This is a genomic window from Kibdelosporangium aridum, from assembly GCF_900176515.1.
GTDB lineage: Bacteria > Actinomycetota > Actinomycetes > Mycobacteriales > Pseudonocardiaceae > Kibdelosporangium > Kibdelosporangium aridum.
The window spans coordinates 23,674-39,107 of record NZ_FWXV01000016.1; the positions used below are offsets into that span (position 1 = coordinate 23,674).

Consider the following 15,434-nt stretch of genomic DNA (forward strand, 5'->3'; position numbering starts at 1 on the left):
CATGATCGACCGACTCGCCGACGAGCTGCTGGCCGTCATCGCCGAAGAAGACCCGGTCAACGACTTCCTCGACGACGACGACACCGAAGTCCCGCTGCCCGACCCGGCCGAGGACGCACAGTTCCGGCTGGCCGGCCGGGCACGCGACATCGCCGGCCGGGCAGGCGCGCTCGAACCCAGCGTCACCAGGGGAGTGCTGCTGCAACAGGCCGAAGCCTTGATCACCCGGGTCGAGTCGAGGCTGGTCGAGCACACCATGTGGGACTTCCTGGTCTCACCGATCGCCAAGATCTTCTCCGGCCGGGTCGCCGGTCATCCCGCCCGGCTCGCCGCGTTGCCCGAATACCTGGCCAAATCGGCGAAACGGCACCAGTCGGGTGTCGCCGCGGGCCGGCTTCCCGTTGCGTACCGGGCAAAAGCGGCGGTCGCGCGGATCGACGCCTTCCTGGCCAACACGGCCGAACTGGGCACGGACGACCCGGAAATCCGGCGTGCTTTCGCGGCATACCGGGATGTTCTGGACAGCCTGCCCGGCAGGCCCGAAGAACAACCTGGTCTGTGCTGGCTGCCCGACGGCGAAGCCACATACACGCGGTTGGCCAAGATGCACACGACCACCACGTACACGCCTGAGCAGTTGCACCAGGCAGGTCTGGATGCGATGGCACGGCTCGACGAGGAGTTCGCGCAGATCGGCAAAGCACCGGCGGCACATATCCGTGACCAGATTCGCAACGACCCGTCGATGCGATACCGCACTGAGGACGAGGTTCTGGCGATACCGCGCGCAGCCATAGCCCGTGCATGGGAGGTCGCGCCGCAGTACTTCGGGCGTCTGCCCGCTACACCGTGCGCTGTCGAACCCACACCGGCCGAACGGGCTCCTGGCCAGTCCGTCGCGTCGTACTCACCCGCCGAGTCCGTGTACTACGCCAACACGTATCGCTGGCAGGAACGAGACAGGTGCATCGCTGAGGCAAACGCTTTCCACGAGGGCGTTCCCGGCCACCACTTCCAGATCACCCTGGCCAAAGAGATGACCGGCGTGCCGCGGCTGCGCAAGGTCGCGTGGATCAACGCCTACCTCGAAGGCTGGAGCCTGTACTGCGAACGGCTGGCCGACGAACTCGGCCTCTACTCGAACGACGAGGCCAGGATCGGGATGCTCGTGCTGGAGTCGGTCCGGGCCGCCCGCCTGGTCGTCGACACCGGCCTGCACGCGTTCGGCTGGACCCGTGCCCAGGTCGTGGCCTACTTGCGCGAGCACACGGCGATGAACGAGGTCGAGATCCAGCAGGAGACCGACCGCTACATCGAGCTGCCGGGGCAAGGATTGTCGTACCTGTGTGGCAGGTTGGAGCTGGACCGGATCCGGGCCTCGGCGCAACGCCGGGGGGATTTCACCCTGCGCGGGTTCCATGATCTGGTGTTGAGTACAGGTCCAGTACCGATGGACGTGTTGACAGAAGTGGTGATGGGGGAGCTGTGACCCAGATCGAGAAAATCGCCGACGAGGTCCTCGAGCTGCTGATCGAGGAGGACCCGCTCGGCGAGATGATCCAAGGCCTTCCCGGCGTGGACAGCAAGCTCAGCGACCTGGACGAGGCCGCAGAGGCAGGACTGCGCACCCGCGCGCAGGACGCGGCGCGCCGGGCGCGCGAGGACAAAGGCGACGACTGGATCACTCGCGCGGTGGCGATCGACCAGGCACAGGCGATCGTCGCCCGGATCGACTCGAAACTCGTCGAGACCGAGGTCGCCGACCTGATGGTCAGCCCGATCGCCCGGCTGCACGCCATGCTGCCGCTGGTCCGGCCGAAGGACGCCGAGGGCGAGCGGAACTACTTCACCCGCCTGTCGATGATCCCGGACTACCTGGCCAAGGCCGCCATCCGGCACCGGACCGGGATCGCGCACGGCCGTACGCCGGTCGCGTCGCGCGCCGCGTTCGCGTTGTCCCACTTGGACAGCTATCTCGCCAACCCGGCGGCCGACCCGCTGCGCCAAGTGCCCGTGACCAACACGGCCGAGCGGGACCGTCTGATCGACGAGGTCGTGCGGCCCGCGTTCGCCACGTACCGCACGGCGATCGCGCAGGACGTCGCGCCGCACGGACGACCGGATGACAAGCCCGGGTTGTGCTGGCTGCCCGGCGGCGAGGCGACGTACGGGTCATTGGCGCGCGTGCACACCACGACCCACCGTACGGCCGAGGACCTGCACCAGACGGGCCTGGCGTTGATCGAGGCGCTGGCCGAGGAGTACGTCGAGATCGGCAGCCGGGTCTTCGGCGTGAAGACCGTCGCCGAGGTGCACCACAGGATGCGTACCGATCCCGCGCTCAAGTGGAACAGCGCGGAGGAGTTGCTGGCCGGGGCGCGTGCGGCGATGGACCGGGCCGAAGCGGCCGCGCCGGACTGGTTCGGATTACTGCCCTCACAGGCCTGTGTGCTGGAGAGGACCCCGGCGGTCAGCGAGGCACACGAGGCGAGCGCGTACTACCACCCGCCTGCGCTGGACGGCAGCTCGCCGGGCATCTACTACGCCAACACCTACCGCGCGACCGAGCGGGACCGGACGATCGCCGAGGCCACGGCGTTCCACGAAGCCGTGCCGGGACATCACTTCCAGTGCACCATCGCGCAGGAACTCACCCTGCCGATGCTGCGCCGTTGCTCGGCGATCAACGCGTACGCCGAGGGCTGGGGCCTGTACTGCGAGCGGCTGGCCGACGAGATGGGCCTCTACTCCGACGACATCGCACGGCTGGGCATGCTCGCGATGGACTCGGTCCGGGCCGCGCGGCTGGTCGTGGACACCGGCCTGCACGCGTTCGGCTGGTCGCGCCAGCAGACCGTGGACTACTTGCGGGAGAACACCGTGATGTCCGATGTGGAGATCCAGAGCGAGACGGACCGCTACATCGGGATGCCCGGCCAGGCGCTGTCGTACATGGTCGGCCGCCTGGAGATCCAGCGCGTGCGGGACAAGGCCAAGCAGGCGATGGGAGCCGCGTTCGACATCAAGGGCTTCCACGACGTCGTGCTCGGTGCTGGTCCGGTGCCGATGGCAGTCCTCGACGAGATCGTCACCGAGTGGTCCAAGGCAGCACCGTGATCGATGACCTCGCCGACCGGCTGCTTGACCTGATCGGCGCGGATGACCCGCTGGAAGCCAGCCTGGTGGGCATTCCAGGGCACGACCACGAGCTGCGGGACCTCAGCCCGCAAGCGGACAGCGAGCTGCGGGACCGCGCGGTGCGGATCGCCGCCGAGGCCGAGCTGGCCGAACCGAGCGTGACCCGCAGCGTGGTCCTGCAGCTCGCCGCGTCGCTGGTCGACAGGATCAACGCGGGGCTGATCGACCACGTCGTCGCGAACTTCTTCACCGCACCGGCGATCCGGCTGGCGACGTACATCCCACGCGTGATGCCGACGACTGAGCAGGCAGAACGTGCGTACCTGGACCGGCTTTCGGCAATCCCGCGGTACCTCACGCAAGCCGCGGACCGCAACCGGGCGGCGGTCGCAGCCGAGCGGTTCCCGGTCGCGAGATCAGCGCGGACCGCGATCGCGCACATCGACCGGTACCTCCGCCAAACCCCGGACCCTTTCGCACAACCGCCGCTGTCCTCCGGTGGCACGGCAGAGCGACATCGCCTGCTGACCGAAGCCGTGCGCCCGGCATTCGTGCGGTACCGGGACGTTCTGGACAAGGAGATCACGCCGCACGGCAGGCCAGAGGACAAACCGGGCTTGTGCTGGCTGCCGGACGGCGATGCGGCGTACGACGCGATGGTCCGTGTGCACACGACCACCGCACGCACGCCAGAACAGTTACACCGCACAGGCTTGGAGTTGGTTGAGGGACTCGCCGATGAGTACGCGGCCATCGGCAGCCGCGTGTTCGGGTTGCGGACGGCAGCCGAGGTGCAGGAACGCCTGCGTACGGACCCGTCGTTGAGGTGGGGGAGCGCTGATGAGGTCGTCCCGGCCGCCCGGGCGATCATCGAACGCGCTGAACGCGTTGCGCCGCAGTGGTTCGCGCGCGTGCCGGAGAAGCGTTGCGCGGTCGACGTGGTCCCGGACTCCGAGGCGCCGAACGCGGCCTTGGCGTACTACACGCCGCCCGCGCTCGACGGCACCCGCGAGGGCACTTACTGGGCGAACACGTACAACGCGACTCTGCGGCCCAGGTACAACGTCGAGTCGGTCACCTTCCACGAAGCGGTGCCCGGGCATCACTTCCAGCTCGCGTTGGCGCAACAGCTGACCGACCTGCACCCGTTGCGCCGGTTCGCGGAGATCCTCGCGTACAGCGAAGGCTGGGCGTTGTACGCGGAACGACTGGCCGACGAAATGGGCCTGTTCTCTGACGACCTGGCCCGGCTCGGCATGCTCGGCGAGGACTCCCTGCGTGCCGCGCGGCTGGTCGTGGACACCGGGTTGCACGCGATGGGCTGGACGCGGGCGCAGACCGTCGACTACCTGCGGGCCAATACCGTGCTGTCCGAAGTGGACGTTCAGTCCGAGACTGATCGGTACATCGAGGATCCGGGGCAGGCGCTGTCGTACATGGTCGGCAAGCTGGAGATCCAGCGAGTGCGTGCGCACGCCGAGCACGAACTCGGAAACTCCTTCGACATCAAGGAGTTCCACGATGTCGTGCTCGGCGGAGGTGCGTTGCCGATGCCGGTGCTCGACGAGGTCGTCACCGACTGGGTGCTCACTCGGGCGGAGCGGTCTCCTGGAACGTGACGCGGTAGCCGAGGGCCTGCATCATCCCGGTGAGCATCGCCCTGGTGTTGTTGCGGGCCCGTTCGACCAGGCCTGACCGCTGCGCCGCCTCGGAGATCTTCTGCTCGGCGGCGACGTAGAACTGTTGCTGCTGCGGCGGTTCGACCAACGCGCCGAGCGTGTCCAGCAGGCCGCGTTCCTGGCTGAACACGTAACTGCGCTGGTTGTCCAGGTTCGGCTTGGCCAGTTGTGGCGGCGGCAGCTTCAGCTCGACCGAGGTCCGGTCCTCGGAGACGATGATGTTGCCGTCACCGAGTTTGCCGAAGTCGACGAACGCGTCGATCGACCCGGCCGCGACGAACAGGGTCCGTTCACCGGCGATGGACGACGGCACCCAGGCGACGTCCTTCTCGATGTCGACCACGACCTGGTAGTCGCCTGCCGCGGCGTGGTACTGGCTCAGGTCACGCATCGCCTGCAGCACAGCGGGCTGTGATCTGTCTATTGTGGACGTACCAAATTTCGGCAGCAAGCCGATGATCTGCAGCACCGCGGCTACGACGAGCAAGCCTGCCACGGTCAGGGCCACCGGCCGTATCCAGCGAGTATTCACAGGCCACCACCTCTCCCGAAGGGGTTACCCACTGCGGGAGAGGTGGATACTCCGCTATTCGGACGAGTGTCGGTTCAAATGCGACTTGCGCTTGCTGTAGAGGAAGTAGATCAGCATTCCGGCGACGAACCAGGCCGCGAACCGCAGCCAGGTCTCCGGCTGCAGGAACGTGATCAGCCAGATCGAGAAGATCACGCCGATCGCGGGCACCACCGGCATACCCGGGGTGCGGAATGTCCGCGGCAGGTCTGGCCTGCGGTAACGCAGCACGATCACCGCGATGCAGACGACGACGAAGGCCAGCAGGATGCCGATGTTGGTCAGCTCGGCGACCTCGATGATCGGCAGCAGTCCGGCCAGGATCGCCGAGATGATGCCCGCCAGCCACGCCACCCGCACCGGCACCTTGCGCACCGGGTGCGTCTTGGCGAACCACTGCGGCAGCAGCCCGTCGCGGCTCATCGCGAACCAGACACGCGTGACACCCAGCATGAACGTGAACATCACGGTCAAGATGCCGACGATCGCCCCGGCCGCGATCACAGTGCCCAGCCCGCCGAGACCGACGCTCGCGAACGCCGTGGAGAACCCGCTGTCCGGGTCGATCTGCGTGTAGTCCTGCATGCCGGTCAGCACCAAGCACGCCAGCACGTACAGCACCATCGAGATGGCCAGCGAGTAGATGATCGCCTTCGGCATGTGCCGCTGCGCGTCCTTGGACTCCTCGGCCGCGGTCGACATGGCGTCGTAGCCGAACACCGCGAAGAACACCAGGGCCGCACCGCTCATCGCCCCGCCGAAGCCCTCAGGGGCGAACGGCGTGAGGTTGCCGGTCTTGATGTAGAAGAACCCGACGACGATCACCAGCAACACGACCGCGACCTTGATGGCGACCACGATCGTCTCGAATCGCGCCGCGGACTTGATGCCGCGGGTCAGCAGGAACGCGATCAGCAGGCACAGGAGCACCGCGATCAGGTTGACCTTGTACGTGCCGGGCGCGACCCCGGCCCCCTCGGTGCCCGGCGCGCCGAGCATCCACTGCGGCAGGCTGATGCCGATCTGGTCGACCAGGAAGTTGAAGTACCCGGAGATGCCGATCGCGACCACCGCCACGATCGCGGTGTACTCCAGCAGCAGGTCCCACCCGATGAACCAGCCGACGATCTCGCCCAGCACCGCGTAGCCGTACGTGTAGGCCGATCCGGCCTTCGGGATGAGCCCGGCGAACTCCGCGTACGAGAACGCCGCCGCCGCGCTCGCCACGCCCGCGATCAGGAACGAGATGAGCACCGCGGGTCCGACGCCCGCTACGCCTTTCGCCGGGTCACCGTGCGCGACACTGCCCGCCAGGCTGAAGATACCGGCCCCGATGATCCCGCCGACGCCGATCGCGGTGAGCTGCCACAGGCCCAGGGTTTTCTTCAGGCCGTCGCCCGTGGTGTCCTCGATCTGCTCTATGGGCTTGCGGCGGAAGATCCCCGACCCGCCGCCCAACCCACTGCTTTGTAGGTCAGACATTCACCAGACGATAGTCCGGTCGGGCACCGTCGGCTGTACGAACAATTCCCAGGTCATGCCCTTGTGAACACGATCTTTCCGGCCGTGTCGCCGTCGAGCATCGCCTTGAAGCCTTCCTCGGCGCGCTCAAGCGGCAGTTCCGAGCCGATCTTCGGGCGTACGCCGGTCACGTCGCAGTACTTCAGCAGGTCGGCCAGCTCGTCCCGGGTGCCCATGGTCGAGCCGATCACCGAGAGCTGCAGGAAGAACAGCCGCTGCAGTTCCGCGTTCGCGTCGGGCCCGCTGGTCGAGCCGGAGACCACGATGACGCCGCCTGGCTTGAGCGACTTCATCGAGTGCGACCACGTCGCCTTGCCGACGGTCTCGAAGACGCCGTCCACCCGCTCAGGCAGTCGCGCGCCGGACTCGAACGTGTCGTGAGCGCCCAAGGAGGCGGCCAATGCCCGCTTCTCCTCCGAGCGGCCCGTCGCCCAGACACGGAAGCCCGCGGCCCGGCCAAGCTGGATCAGCGCGGTGGCCACACCACCGGACGCCCCTTGAACGAGGATCGTCTGCCCCGGACGCAAACCGGACTTCACGAACAGCATCCGGTACGCCGTCAGCCACGCCGTGCCCATGCAGGCGGCCTCGGCGAACGACAGGCCTGCGGGCTTCGGCAGGACGTTGCGCGCTGGGACGACCACGGACTCGGCGAACGTGCCCTGGTGCTTCTCGGTCAGCAAGGTTCGCTTCGGGTCGAGGGTCTCGTCACCGGTCCAGCCCGGTGACGTGATCACCGAGTGGATCACCACCTCGGTGCCGTCGTCGAGCACGCCCGCGCCGTCACAGCCGAGGATCATCGGGAACTGCTCTGGCTTGATGCCCACGCCGCGCAGGGTCCACAGATCGTGCATGTTCAGGCTCGCCGCCCGCACCGAGACCCGGACCCAGCCATCCGGGACGTCCGGCGACGGGCGCTCACCGACGGTCAACGCGGCGAGTGGGTTGTCCGGCTGAGGCGACGCTGCATACACGGCGAACATGCCAAGCAACTTACCGATTACCCCATTCGTGCGCTTGTGGGCTCGGACACGGCGTAGCCTCGATGGCGTGTCGTGGTTGTCCGATTGGTGGAACGGCGTCGAGTTGTGGATCACGCAACTGGCGTTCCCGTTCCAGTTCGCGATCGTCATCGCGGTCCTGCTGCCGGTGTGTGTGGGCCTGGCGTGGCTGATCGACCGCGTCGTGGACTTCGTCGCGAGCAAAGTCAGCCCGTCGCGGAACGCGGAACCCGACTGCGATTAGGGTTGGGCGCCATGGGGTCGCGCAAACGCATCACGTTCGCCCTGATCGGACTGGTCGTCCTGGTGGTGGGCGGGTGGCTGATCCGGGACGCGACCAGCGAGCAAACCCTTCCCGGCCAGGACTCGGGCCTGCAGGTCAAGGCGCTGTCCACGCTGCCGCCCGAGGCGACGGCGACGTGGCGGCTGATCGAGAAGGGCGGCCCGTTCCCGTCCAATAGGGACGGTGTGGTGTTCGAGAACCGCGAGAAACGCCTGCCGGTCAAGGCCAAGGACTACTACCACGAGTACACCGTGCCGACGCCTGGCAGCAAGGATCGCGGTGCCCGCCGGTTGGTCCACGGCCAGCAGCGTGAGCTCTACTACACCGAGAACCACTACGAGTCGTTCGTGTTGGTGGACCCGGGGAAGTGACGATGCGCTACGTGCTGGACGGCAGTGAGATCCGGACCAAGGCGGCGATGCTCGACGCGTTGGCCAAGGCCATGAGCTTTCCTGACTACTTCGGACACAACCTGGACGCGCTGAACGACGTCGTGAACGACCTGCCGCCGGGCGAGCACACGCTGGTCTGGCAGTCGCCGCGGACGTTGCGCAAGGCCGATCCGGACAACTACGAGCAGTTCGTGGACATCCTCGGCAACGCCGACCGGCTCACATTGGTGCTCACGGACTGAGCAACGGCCCTAGTTCGGTGTTCTTCGCGGCGAGCAAAGCGACTTCTTGCTCGCCCGGAGGTGATCGCGGACAACTGCCGGTCTCGGGCCCACGAGCGGCTACGCTCCCCGCGCCTCCCACCGAGTCCCTTGGCAGACAAGGAGAACATGCTCGAATGGGGGACACCCGTTCGGCCGTTGTCGCTTTGGACCAACAGTCCTGGGGCATGTTGTGGCATCTTCACCACCGTCCGGCCGAAGCCTTCCACCCTAGGTAGTTCTGTGAATACTCTGGGAAACGTCGAGCGTTGAAACGTGAGTTACTCTCGGGTACGAAATGCCCCAGAGGGATTACACCACAAGGAGGCATCGATGAAGCTGGCTCCCCTGCGGCTGGCCACGGTGGCCGCGTTCGCCCTTGCCCCGCTGCTCGCGCTGGGCACGACCGCGTCGGCAGCGGTCCAGACGATCAACTACCAGGTCCGCGCCTCGGCCTTCGGGCAGACCGCGGAACTCGTCCTCAACCAGGACATCGACTCCAACGCACCGGCGAGCGTCGCGGCTGGAGGTGCCGTGACGGTAACCATCGACCCTGCACCCAACACGGTTCCCGCGGAAGGCGGCGGCTACGAGATCAGGGAGATCAAGAACATCGCCCTGAAGATGCCGGTGCCCGCGAACTCCACCTTCGTCTCGGCCACCGCCACCGGCGGCTCCGGGCTCGGCTCGACCCCGCCAACGGTCGGTCTCGAGGGCAGTGACGTCGTTCTCAAGATCGCCGGTCCGCTCAAGGGCGGCGCGGCGTTCGAGCTGCCCACCGTGACGATCAACCTGACCGCCGGCTCGTCCGGCACGATCGAGAGCAAGCTCGGCGGCACCAGCTACGACGCACCCGGGCTGACCTTCACCACCGTGATCACGGCGTTCGGCTTCCCGGTCGACGCGGCGACGGTTGCCTACCCCAACCCAAGCCCAGTCCTGACCAGCACAACCATTGGCTGATCAGTTCCACATGTGTGTTGAGGGCCACCCGGCGCGGGGTGGCCCTCAACGCCGTTGTTCAGGGCAAGATTGCGGCCATGGCTGACGAACTGGTCCACATTGTGGTCGACCGTGGCGTCGCGACGGTCACGCTCGACTCACCGCACAACCGCAACGCCCTGTCCCGCCAGTTGCGCGGGGAGCTGCGGGGTCACCTGTCGACAGCGATCGACGACGACAACGTCCGGGTGATCGTGCTCGACCACACCGGACCGGTGTTCTGCGCGGGCATGGACCTCAAGGAGGCAGGCGGAGCGTCAGCGGGGGACCAGGGCGTCAACGAGTTCCCGGAGATCCTCGAGCAGATCCGCACCAGCCCCAAACCCGTCGTCGCCAAACTGGCAGGCCCGGCCCGCGCGGGTGGCGTCGGCATCGTTGCAGCCGCCGACATCGCGGTAGCCGCTACGTCCGCCACCTTCGCGTTCACCGAAGTCCGCATCGGCGTCGTGCCAGCCGTGATCTCAGTGACCGTGCTGCCCAGGCTGTTGCCGCGTGCCGCGCACGAACTGTTCCTGACCGGCGAGACGTTCGACGCGACCCGTGCCGCGACCATCGGCCTGATCAACTCCGCCGTGCCCGCCGAGGAATTGGACGCGGAGGTCAAGCGCTACACGGACATGCTGTGCCTCGGCGGCCCGGTCGCCCTGGCCGCGACCAAGGCGCTGCTGCGTTCCGAGCCCAGCGACTTCGGCACGATGCTCAAGCTGTCAGCGGAGTTCTTCGCCAGCGAGGAAGGCCAGGAAGGCATCACCGCCTTCGCCCAGAAGCGCAAGCCCAACTGGGTGCCGGAGTAATCAGCCTGTTCGTTCCAGGTCGGCGCTCTGGAGCGCTTCGTCGTAGCGGTGCAGGATGAGCTCGGCGACGTCCGGGTCCGCGCCGAGCGGGTCGGCGATCACCGCGTCCGGGTCCAAGTCCAGCACGGAGTCGTAGATCCGGTCGGGAAGCAGACCCGGAGCCAGGAACCATGAAGCGACAGCGATCCGTGAAGCACCCTGCTTGCGCAGGGCGGCAACGGCTTGCGGCACCGTCGGAGACGCCGACGCGGCGAATGCCTCGATCGCCCCGGCCCACCCGGCTTGTTCGGACCAGCGGTGGGCGATAGCGGCGACTCGCGCGTTGGCCCGCGCGTCCGAAGACCCAGCCCCAGCCAGGATCACGCCCAACGACGGGTCGTCGAAAGCAGCACCCGCGGCGGTCAACCGTCGAAGCGCGGCGGACTCCAGGCGGGGTGACGGGCCGAGGACGTCGGTGACCGTGACGGACAGGCGAGGATTGCGTTGGCACGCCTCATGCACGAGCGCCGGGACGTCGATGCGAGCGTGGTACGCCCGGCCCAGCAGCAAAGGCACGACGACCACGGGACCGCGCAGCCCGGCGAGGACGTCGCCGAGCCGCGGTGCCGAGAGATCCATGAAGGACACGCGGGCGTCCAGTCCTGGCCGCATCTCCCGCACCACCGACACCAACGAGGTGATCGTCGCGGCGGAACGGGGATCGCGGCTGCCGTGGGCGACTGCGATGAGAGGGATCACGTCAAAGCTCCGGTCAGGCCGCGCGCCCGCAGCACGGTCCGTTCGATCGGGCGGAACACCAGCAGGTCGATGCCGATGCCCACCAGGAGGATCAGGAAGATCGCCGCCATCACGGTCGGCATGTCGTTGAAGTTCGAGCCTTCGTTGAGGTACGCGCCCAGGCCGAAGCCCAGGTCCGGGCTCTGCGCGATCAACTCGGCGGCCATCAGCGACCGCCACGAGAACGCCCAGCCCTGCTTGAGGCCCGCGATGTAGCCGGGCAACGCGGCGGGCAACAGGATGTGCCGTGCCGAAGCCAGCCTGCCGGCCCCCAGCGTCTTGCCCACGCGCGGCAGGATCGGCGGGATCTGGTCGATCCCGGCGACCAGGCCGTTGGCGATCGACGGGACCGAGCCGAGCAACACCACGAAGTAGATCGACCCGTCGTTCAAGCCGAACCACAGGATCGCCGCGGGCACCCACGCGACCGACGGCAGCGACTGCAACCCGCTCAGCAGCGGGCCGATCGCCCTGCGGACCACGCGCACCTTGGCCACCAGCAGACCCAGCGGCGTGGCGATCACCACTGCGGCGAGGAAACCGAGCACGGCCCGGTGGATCGACGTCCACAGCACCTCGAAGATCCGGCCGGTCTCGACCATCTCCACGAACTCGTTCCAGACCGCCAGCGGTGCGGGCAGCTTGAACTCCGGCCAGAACGCCGCGGCCCACAACACCTGCCAGACCGCGATCAGCAGGACCAGCGCGACCAACGGCGGCAGTGCCGAGCGCACGAACCGGCGCCAGCCGGGCTCTGCCCGGCCGGTGGTCGGCGTGTCCAGTGCGTCGAGGCCCGCCTCGACCTTGGACAGGTCCTGGACGTCAGGACTTGGCATGGGTGCTGATCACCTCTCGCAGGCGGGCCGTGATCTGTTCGACCAGCCCCTCCGACCCACTGTCCTGAGTGGACCACTCCTGGACGACACGCCCCGGCCGGGACGACAGCAGCACCACGCGCTGCCCGAGGCGCACGGCCTCGCGCACGTCGTGCGTCACGAACAGCACAGCGGTGGAGGTTCGCTCGTACACCCGCAAAAGCTCGCCCTGCAACACATCCCGCGTGATCGCGTCGAGCGCCGCGAACGGCTCGTCCATCAACAGCAACGCGGGCGCGTCCGAACCGCGGACACGCTGCGTCGCAGCCAGCGAACGGGCCAGCGCCACACGCTGACGCATACCGCCGGACAGCTCGTGCGGCCGCTTGTGCCCGGCACCGCTGAGCCGCACCAGGTCCAGCAGCTCCGCCACCTTGGCCTGCCGGTCAGCCTTGCCGAAACCGGCCAGCCGCAACGGCAACTCGATGTTGCGGGCCGCGGTCAGCCACGGCATCAGCGCGGCTTCCTGGAACATCACCGCGGGACGGGACGTGTTCAGCTCGATCTCGCCGCCCGTCGGCGCGTCCAGCCCGGCGACCAGGTTGAGCAGCGTGGTCTTGCCGCAGCCGGATGCGCCGAGCAGGCACACGAACTCGCCCGGCGCGACCTTCAGGTCCACGCCGTCCAGCGCGACGACCGCGCCGCGGCCCTGGCCGAAGACCTTGCTCACCCCCGACAGGGAGACAGCGGTACCGGACTGCACGTGCTCGAGTGTGGCGGTCATGGCCATCTCCTACTTTTTGTCCAGTCCGGCGGCGTCCACCGCCGGTTTGCCGGTCGCCTGCGATGCCGCGTTGAGCGCCGTCAAGTCCGCGAAGCCCTTCAGCTCCACGGCGGACTTCACGATTCCCGCGGTCACCGAGTCGCGCGCCAGCTGCGGGAAAGTCGACGAGATCGGGTCGGTGGTCAGCTCGATCGCCTTGAAGGAGCTGTCCAGCACGGGCTGGCTCAGCGAGTTGCCGGTCAGTTCCTTCAGCGCGTCGTTGACGACCTTCTTCGCCTCGGCCTCGTTGGCCTTCGCCCAGTCGATCGCGTGGATGTGGCCACGCAGGATCGCCTGCACGGTCTGCGGGTACTGCTGCAGGAACTCCTGCCGCACGATGATCACCGTGGTCGGGAACCGGCCGTCCGGCCACAGTGTCTTCTCGTCGAGCAGCACCTTCGCGCCCGCGTCCAGCACCAGACGCGAGGACCACGGCTCGGGCAGCCACGCGCCGTCCAGGTCACCCCGGCGGAACGCGTCGAACGTCTTCGGGTTGTCCAGGTTGGTGACCTTGACGTTCGGCAGGTTCTTCTCTTTGACCAGCTTCTTGAGCGCCACGTCCTGCGTGTTGCCCAGCGACGGCGTCGCGATGTTCTTACCCGCCAGCTGGTCGATCGACGTGATCTCCGGCTTGGTGACCAGTTGTGCACCGCCGGACACCGCGCCGGAGATCAGCTGCAGCGTGCCCTCGGACTTCGTGAAGCCGTTGATCGCCGGGCCGGAACCGATGAACCCGATGTCCAGCGACTTGCCCAGCAGTGCGTTGATCTCCTCGGGACCGGCGTTGAACGTGGTCACCGCGAGCTTCGTCGTGCCGAGTTCCTTGGCGTAGAAGTCCTTCTTCTGCCCGATGATCGCCGGTGCGTGGGTGACGTTCGGGAAGTACCCGAGCCGTACCTCCGGCGCGGGCCCCTGTGACTGCGCCACCGGTGCATCGCTACCGCCAGCACGCGTACACCCCGCCGCCAGGGCTAGTGCCGCGGTCGCGGCGGCCAGTAAGCGAAGCGTACGGCTCGTGCTCACGGTTGGTTCCTCTCAGGCACAAGGGAGTCAGGGGCCGGGGTTGAAGCTGTCTCGGACTGGCAGCGGTGCACCGACGAGACCGGCGGCCAAGGTGGTTCCGTCGCTCGCGTCGATGACCAGGAAAGCCCCAGTCCGTCGGTTGACGGTGTAGTCATCGACCGGCAACGGCTCCGCGGTGCGGATCCGTACTTGGCCGATCTCATTCAACTGCAACGATTCCGGAAGTTCCACACTGGACAGCTTTTGCTCGTCGAACCGGGTCGACAGCTCGGTGACGAACGCCTGCGTCGTCTTCGTGCCGTGCTTGACCAGAACCCGGGCATTCGGCCGCAAAGCCTTGTCCGCCAACCAACACAGCGTCGCCTCGAACTCGTCGACGGCGGCCGGGGCATTGTCCGCGGCGGAAATCAAGTCCCCCCGGGAAATATCCAGATCATGGGACAGCACGAGGGTGACCGACTGGCCCGCGGTCGCCTCGGTGAGTTCACCGTCCGGCGTGTCGATGCGTTCGACCAAAGCCCGGGAACCTGACGGCAGGACAACGATCTCTTCGCCGGGCGTGATCGTGCCCGCCGCGATCTGCCCGGCGTAACCGCGATAGTCCGGATACTCCGGGGTGCGCGGCCTGATCACGTACTGGACAGGGAACCGGAACGGGACGTGGTGCGGGTCCGGCTCGACCGGCACGCTTTCCAGGTGTTCCAACAACGTCGGCCCGGTGTACCAGGGCGTGTTGGCTGACCGTTCCACCACGTTGTCACCGACAAGCGCGGACACCGGGATGGTCAGCACGTCGGAGTCCGCGTACCCCAACGCGTTGGCGTGGGTGGTGAACTCCTTGGCAGTCAGCTTGAAGTTCGACTCGTCGTAGCCGACCAGGTCGATCTTGTTGACCGCCAGCACCAGCCTCGGCACGCCTAGCAACGCGAGGACGGCGGCGTGCCTGCGGGTCTGCTCGATAACACCTTTACGGGCGTCCACAAGCAGAATCCCGAGCTGTGCGGTCGATGCGCCCGTGACAGTGTTGCGGGTGTACTGGACGTGGCCCGGGGTGTCGGCGAGCACGAAAGACCGCTTGGGCGTGGCGAAGTACCGGTACGCTACGTCGATCGTGATGCCTTGCTCGCGCTCCGAACGCAGCCCGTCCACCAGCAACGAAAGGTCCGGAGTCGAGAGGCCGCGGTCCGCGCTCGCCCGGTGGACCGCGTCGAGCTGGTCGGCCAGCACCGACTTGGTGTCGTAGAGCAACCGCCCGACCAAAGTGGACTTGCCGTCGTCCACGCTGCCCGCTGTGGCGAGCCTGAGAAGATCGCTCATGCCTTCTCTCCGCTCTTGGTCGCTCGCGTCGCATGAGC

Annotated in this window: 16 protein-coding genes; 8 read left to right on the forward strand and 8 right to left on the reverse strand. The window is 67.4% G+C overall.

The features are described from left to right. Position 1: 1 nt before the first annotated feature. From B9C43_RS50160 to B9C43_RS50170, 3 genes are read left to right on the forward strand one after another with little or no spacing between them, the layout of a single operon-like run. Positions 2–1,489 (forward strand): DUF885 domain-containing protein, encoded by a 1,488-nt coding sequence (locus B9C43_RS50160; protein WP_200826074.1) that lies wholly within the window; start codon positions 2–4, stop codon positions 1,487–1,489. Continuing rightward, positions 1,486–3,117 carry a DUF885 domain-containing protein gene (locus B9C43_RS50165; protein ID WP_033382690.1) on the forward strand — a complete coding sequence of 544 codons (1,632 nt, stop codon included), beginning with the start codon at positions 1,486–1,488 and terminating at the stop codon, positions 3,115–3,117. The genes B9C43_RS50160 and B9C43_RS50165 overlap by 4 nt, the downstream gene beginning before the upstream one ends. Continuing rightward, positions 3,096–4,757, forward strand: coding sequence for a DUF885 domain-containing protein (locus B9C43_RS50170; RefSeq protein ID WP_084434371.1), 1,662 nt, complete (start codon positions 3,096–3,098; stop codon positions 4,755–4,757). The genes B9C43_RS50165 and B9C43_RS50170 overlap by 22 nt, the downstream gene beginning before the upstream one ends. Here the strand turns inward: B9C43_RS50170 and B9C43_RS50175 are convergent. The 3 genes from B9C43_RS50175 to B9C43_RS50185 are packed head-to-tail and all read right to left on the reverse strand — an operon-like array spanning position 4,726 to position 7,892. After that, on the reverse strand, positions 4,726–5,349 hold the full coding sequence (locus B9C43_RS50175; RefSeq protein ID WP_200826075.1) for a DUF4230 domain-containing protein: 624 nt from the start codon (positions 5,347–5,349) through the stop codon (positions 4,726–4,728). The genes B9C43_RS50170 and B9C43_RS50175 overlap by 32 nt on opposite strands. A 54-nt stretch (positions 5,350–5,403) precedes the next feature. After that, entirely contained in the window at positions 5,404–6,870 is a 1,467-nt protein-coding gene (locus tag B9C43_RS50180; RefSeq protein WP_200826076.1) for an amino acid permease, read from the reverse strand. Between the two features lie 53 nt (positions 6,871–6,923). Next, complete coding sequence (locus tag B9C43_RS50185; protein WP_084434373.1) at positions 6,924–7,892, reverse strand: zinc-binding dehydrogenase; 969 nt, start codon at positions 7,890–7,892, stop codon at positions 6,924–6,926. A 67-nt stretch (positions 7,893–7,959) separates the two neighbouring features. Here B9C43_RS50185 and B9C43_RS50190 point away from each other — a divergent pair, with 67 nt between their 5' ends. The 5 genes from B9C43_RS50190 (at position 7,960) to B9C43_RS50210 (ending at position 10,641) form a co-directional block, all read left to right on the forward strand. After that, positions 7,960–8,154: a hypothetical protein gene (locus tag B9C43_RS50190; protein ID WP_033382696.1), complete on the forward strand. Its 195-nt coding sequence runs from the start codon at positions 7,960–7,962 to the stop codon at positions 8,152–8,154. An 11-nt stretch (positions 8,155–8,165) separates the two neighbouring features. Continuing rightward, positions 8,166–8,564, forward strand: a complete 399-nt coding sequence (locus B9C43_RS50195; RefSeq protein WP_084434374.1) for a guanyl-specific ribonuclease — start codon at positions 8,166–8,168, stop codon at positions 8,562–8,564. A gap of 2 nt (positions 8,565–8,566) precedes the next feature. Next, entirely contained in the window at positions 8,567–8,827 is a 261-nt protein-coding gene (locus B9C43_RS50200; RefSeq protein ID WP_033382698.1) for a barstar family protein, read from the forward strand. A 351-nt stretch (positions 8,828–9,178) separates the two neighbouring features. Then, entirely contained in the window at positions 9,179–9,808 is a 630-nt protein-coding gene (locus B9C43_RS50205) for a hypothetical protein (RefSeq protein ID WP_033382699.1), read from the forward strand. Positions 9,809–9,885: 77 nt separating this feature from the next. After that, positions 9,886–10,641, forward strand: a complete 756-nt coding sequence (locus tag B9C43_RS50210) for an enoyl-CoA hydratase-related protein (protein ID WP_084434444.1) — start codon at positions 9,886–9,888, stop codon at positions 10,639–10,641. Here the strand turns inward: B9C43_RS50210 and B9C43_RS50215 are convergent, their stop codons facing one another. The 5 genes from B9C43_RS50215 to B9C43_RS50235 are packed head-to-tail and all read right to left on the reverse strand — an operon-like array spanning position 10,642 to position 15,396. After that, positions 10,642–11,379 (reverse strand): sirohydrochlorin chelatase, encoded by a 738-nt coding sequence (locus B9C43_RS50215; protein ID WP_143447174.1) that lies wholly within the window; start codon positions 11,377–11,379, stop codon positions 10,642–10,644. Then, entirely contained in the window at positions 11,376–12,254 is an 879-nt protein-coding gene (locus B9C43_RS50220) for an ABC transporter permease (protein ID WP_084434375.1), read from the reverse strand. Before B9C43_RS50220 ends, B9C43_RS50215 begins: the two co-directional genes overlap by 4 nt. After that, positions 12,241–13,017 carry an ABC transporter ATP-binding protein gene (locus B9C43_RS50225; protein ID WP_033382710.1) on the reverse strand — a complete coding sequence of 259 codons (777 nt, stop codon included), beginning with the start codon at positions 13,015–13,017 and terminating at the stop codon, positions 12,241–12,243. The genes B9C43_RS50220 and B9C43_RS50225 overlap by 14 nt, the downstream gene beginning before the upstream one ends. 9 nt (positions 13,018–13,026) lie before the next feature. Further along, entirely contained in the window at positions 13,027–14,079 is a 1,053-nt protein-coding gene (locus B9C43_RS50230; RefSeq protein ID WP_084434376.1) for an ABC transporter substrate-binding protein, read from the reverse strand. Between the two features lie 27 nt (positions 14,080–14,106). Continuing rightward, positions 14,107–15,396, reverse strand: coding sequence for a sulfate adenylyltransferase subunit 1 (locus tag B9C43_RS50235; protein WP_033382706.1), 1,290 nt, complete (start codon positions 15,394–15,396; stop codon positions 14,107–14,109). Between the last annotated feature and the right edge of the window lie 38 nt (positions 15,397–15,434).

Bases quoted from the DNA above. Each gene is read 5' to 3' on its own strand.
- B9C43_RS50210 (WP_084434444.1), top strand. From the start codon at position 9,886: ATGGCTGACGAACTGGTCCACATTGTGGTCGACCGTGGCGTCGCGACG.
- B9C43_RS50160 (WP_200826074.1), top strand. From the start codon at position 2: ATGATCGACCGACTCGCCGACGAGCTGCTGGCCGTCATCGCCGAAGAA.
- B9C43_RS50205 (WP_033382699.1), top strand. From the start codon at position 9,179: ATGAAGCTGGCTCCCCTGCGGCTGGCCACGGTGGCCGCGTTCGCCCTT.
- B9C43_RS50195 (WP_084434374.1), top strand. From the start codon at position 8,166: ATGGGGTCGCGCAAACGCATCACGTTCGCCCTGATCGGACTGGTCGTC.
- B9C43_RS50220 (WP_084434375.1), bottom strand. From the start codon at position 12,254: ATGCCAAGTCCTGACGTCCAGGACCTGTCCAAGGTCGAGGCGGGCCTC.
- B9C43_RS50235 (WP_033382706.1), bottom strand. From the start codon at position 15,396: ATGAGCGATCTTCTCAGGCTCGCCACAGCGGGCAGCGTGGACGACGGC.
- B9C43_RS50225 (WP_033382710.1), bottom strand. From the start codon at position 13,017: ATGACCGCCACACTCGAGCACGTGCAGTCCGGTACCGCTGTCTCCCTG.
- B9C43_RS50200 (WP_033382698.1), top strand. From the start codon at position 8,567: ATGCGCTACGTGCTGGACGGCAGTGAGATCCGGACCAAGGCGGCGATG.
- B9C43_RS50185 (WP_084434373.1), bottom strand. From the start codon at position 7,892: ATGTTCGCCGTGTATGCAGCGTCGCCTCAGCCGGACAACCCACTCGCC.
- B9C43_RS50180 (WP_200826076.1), bottom strand. From the start codon at position 6,870: ATGTCTGACCTACAAAGCAGTGGGTTGGGCGGCGGGTCGGGGATCTTC.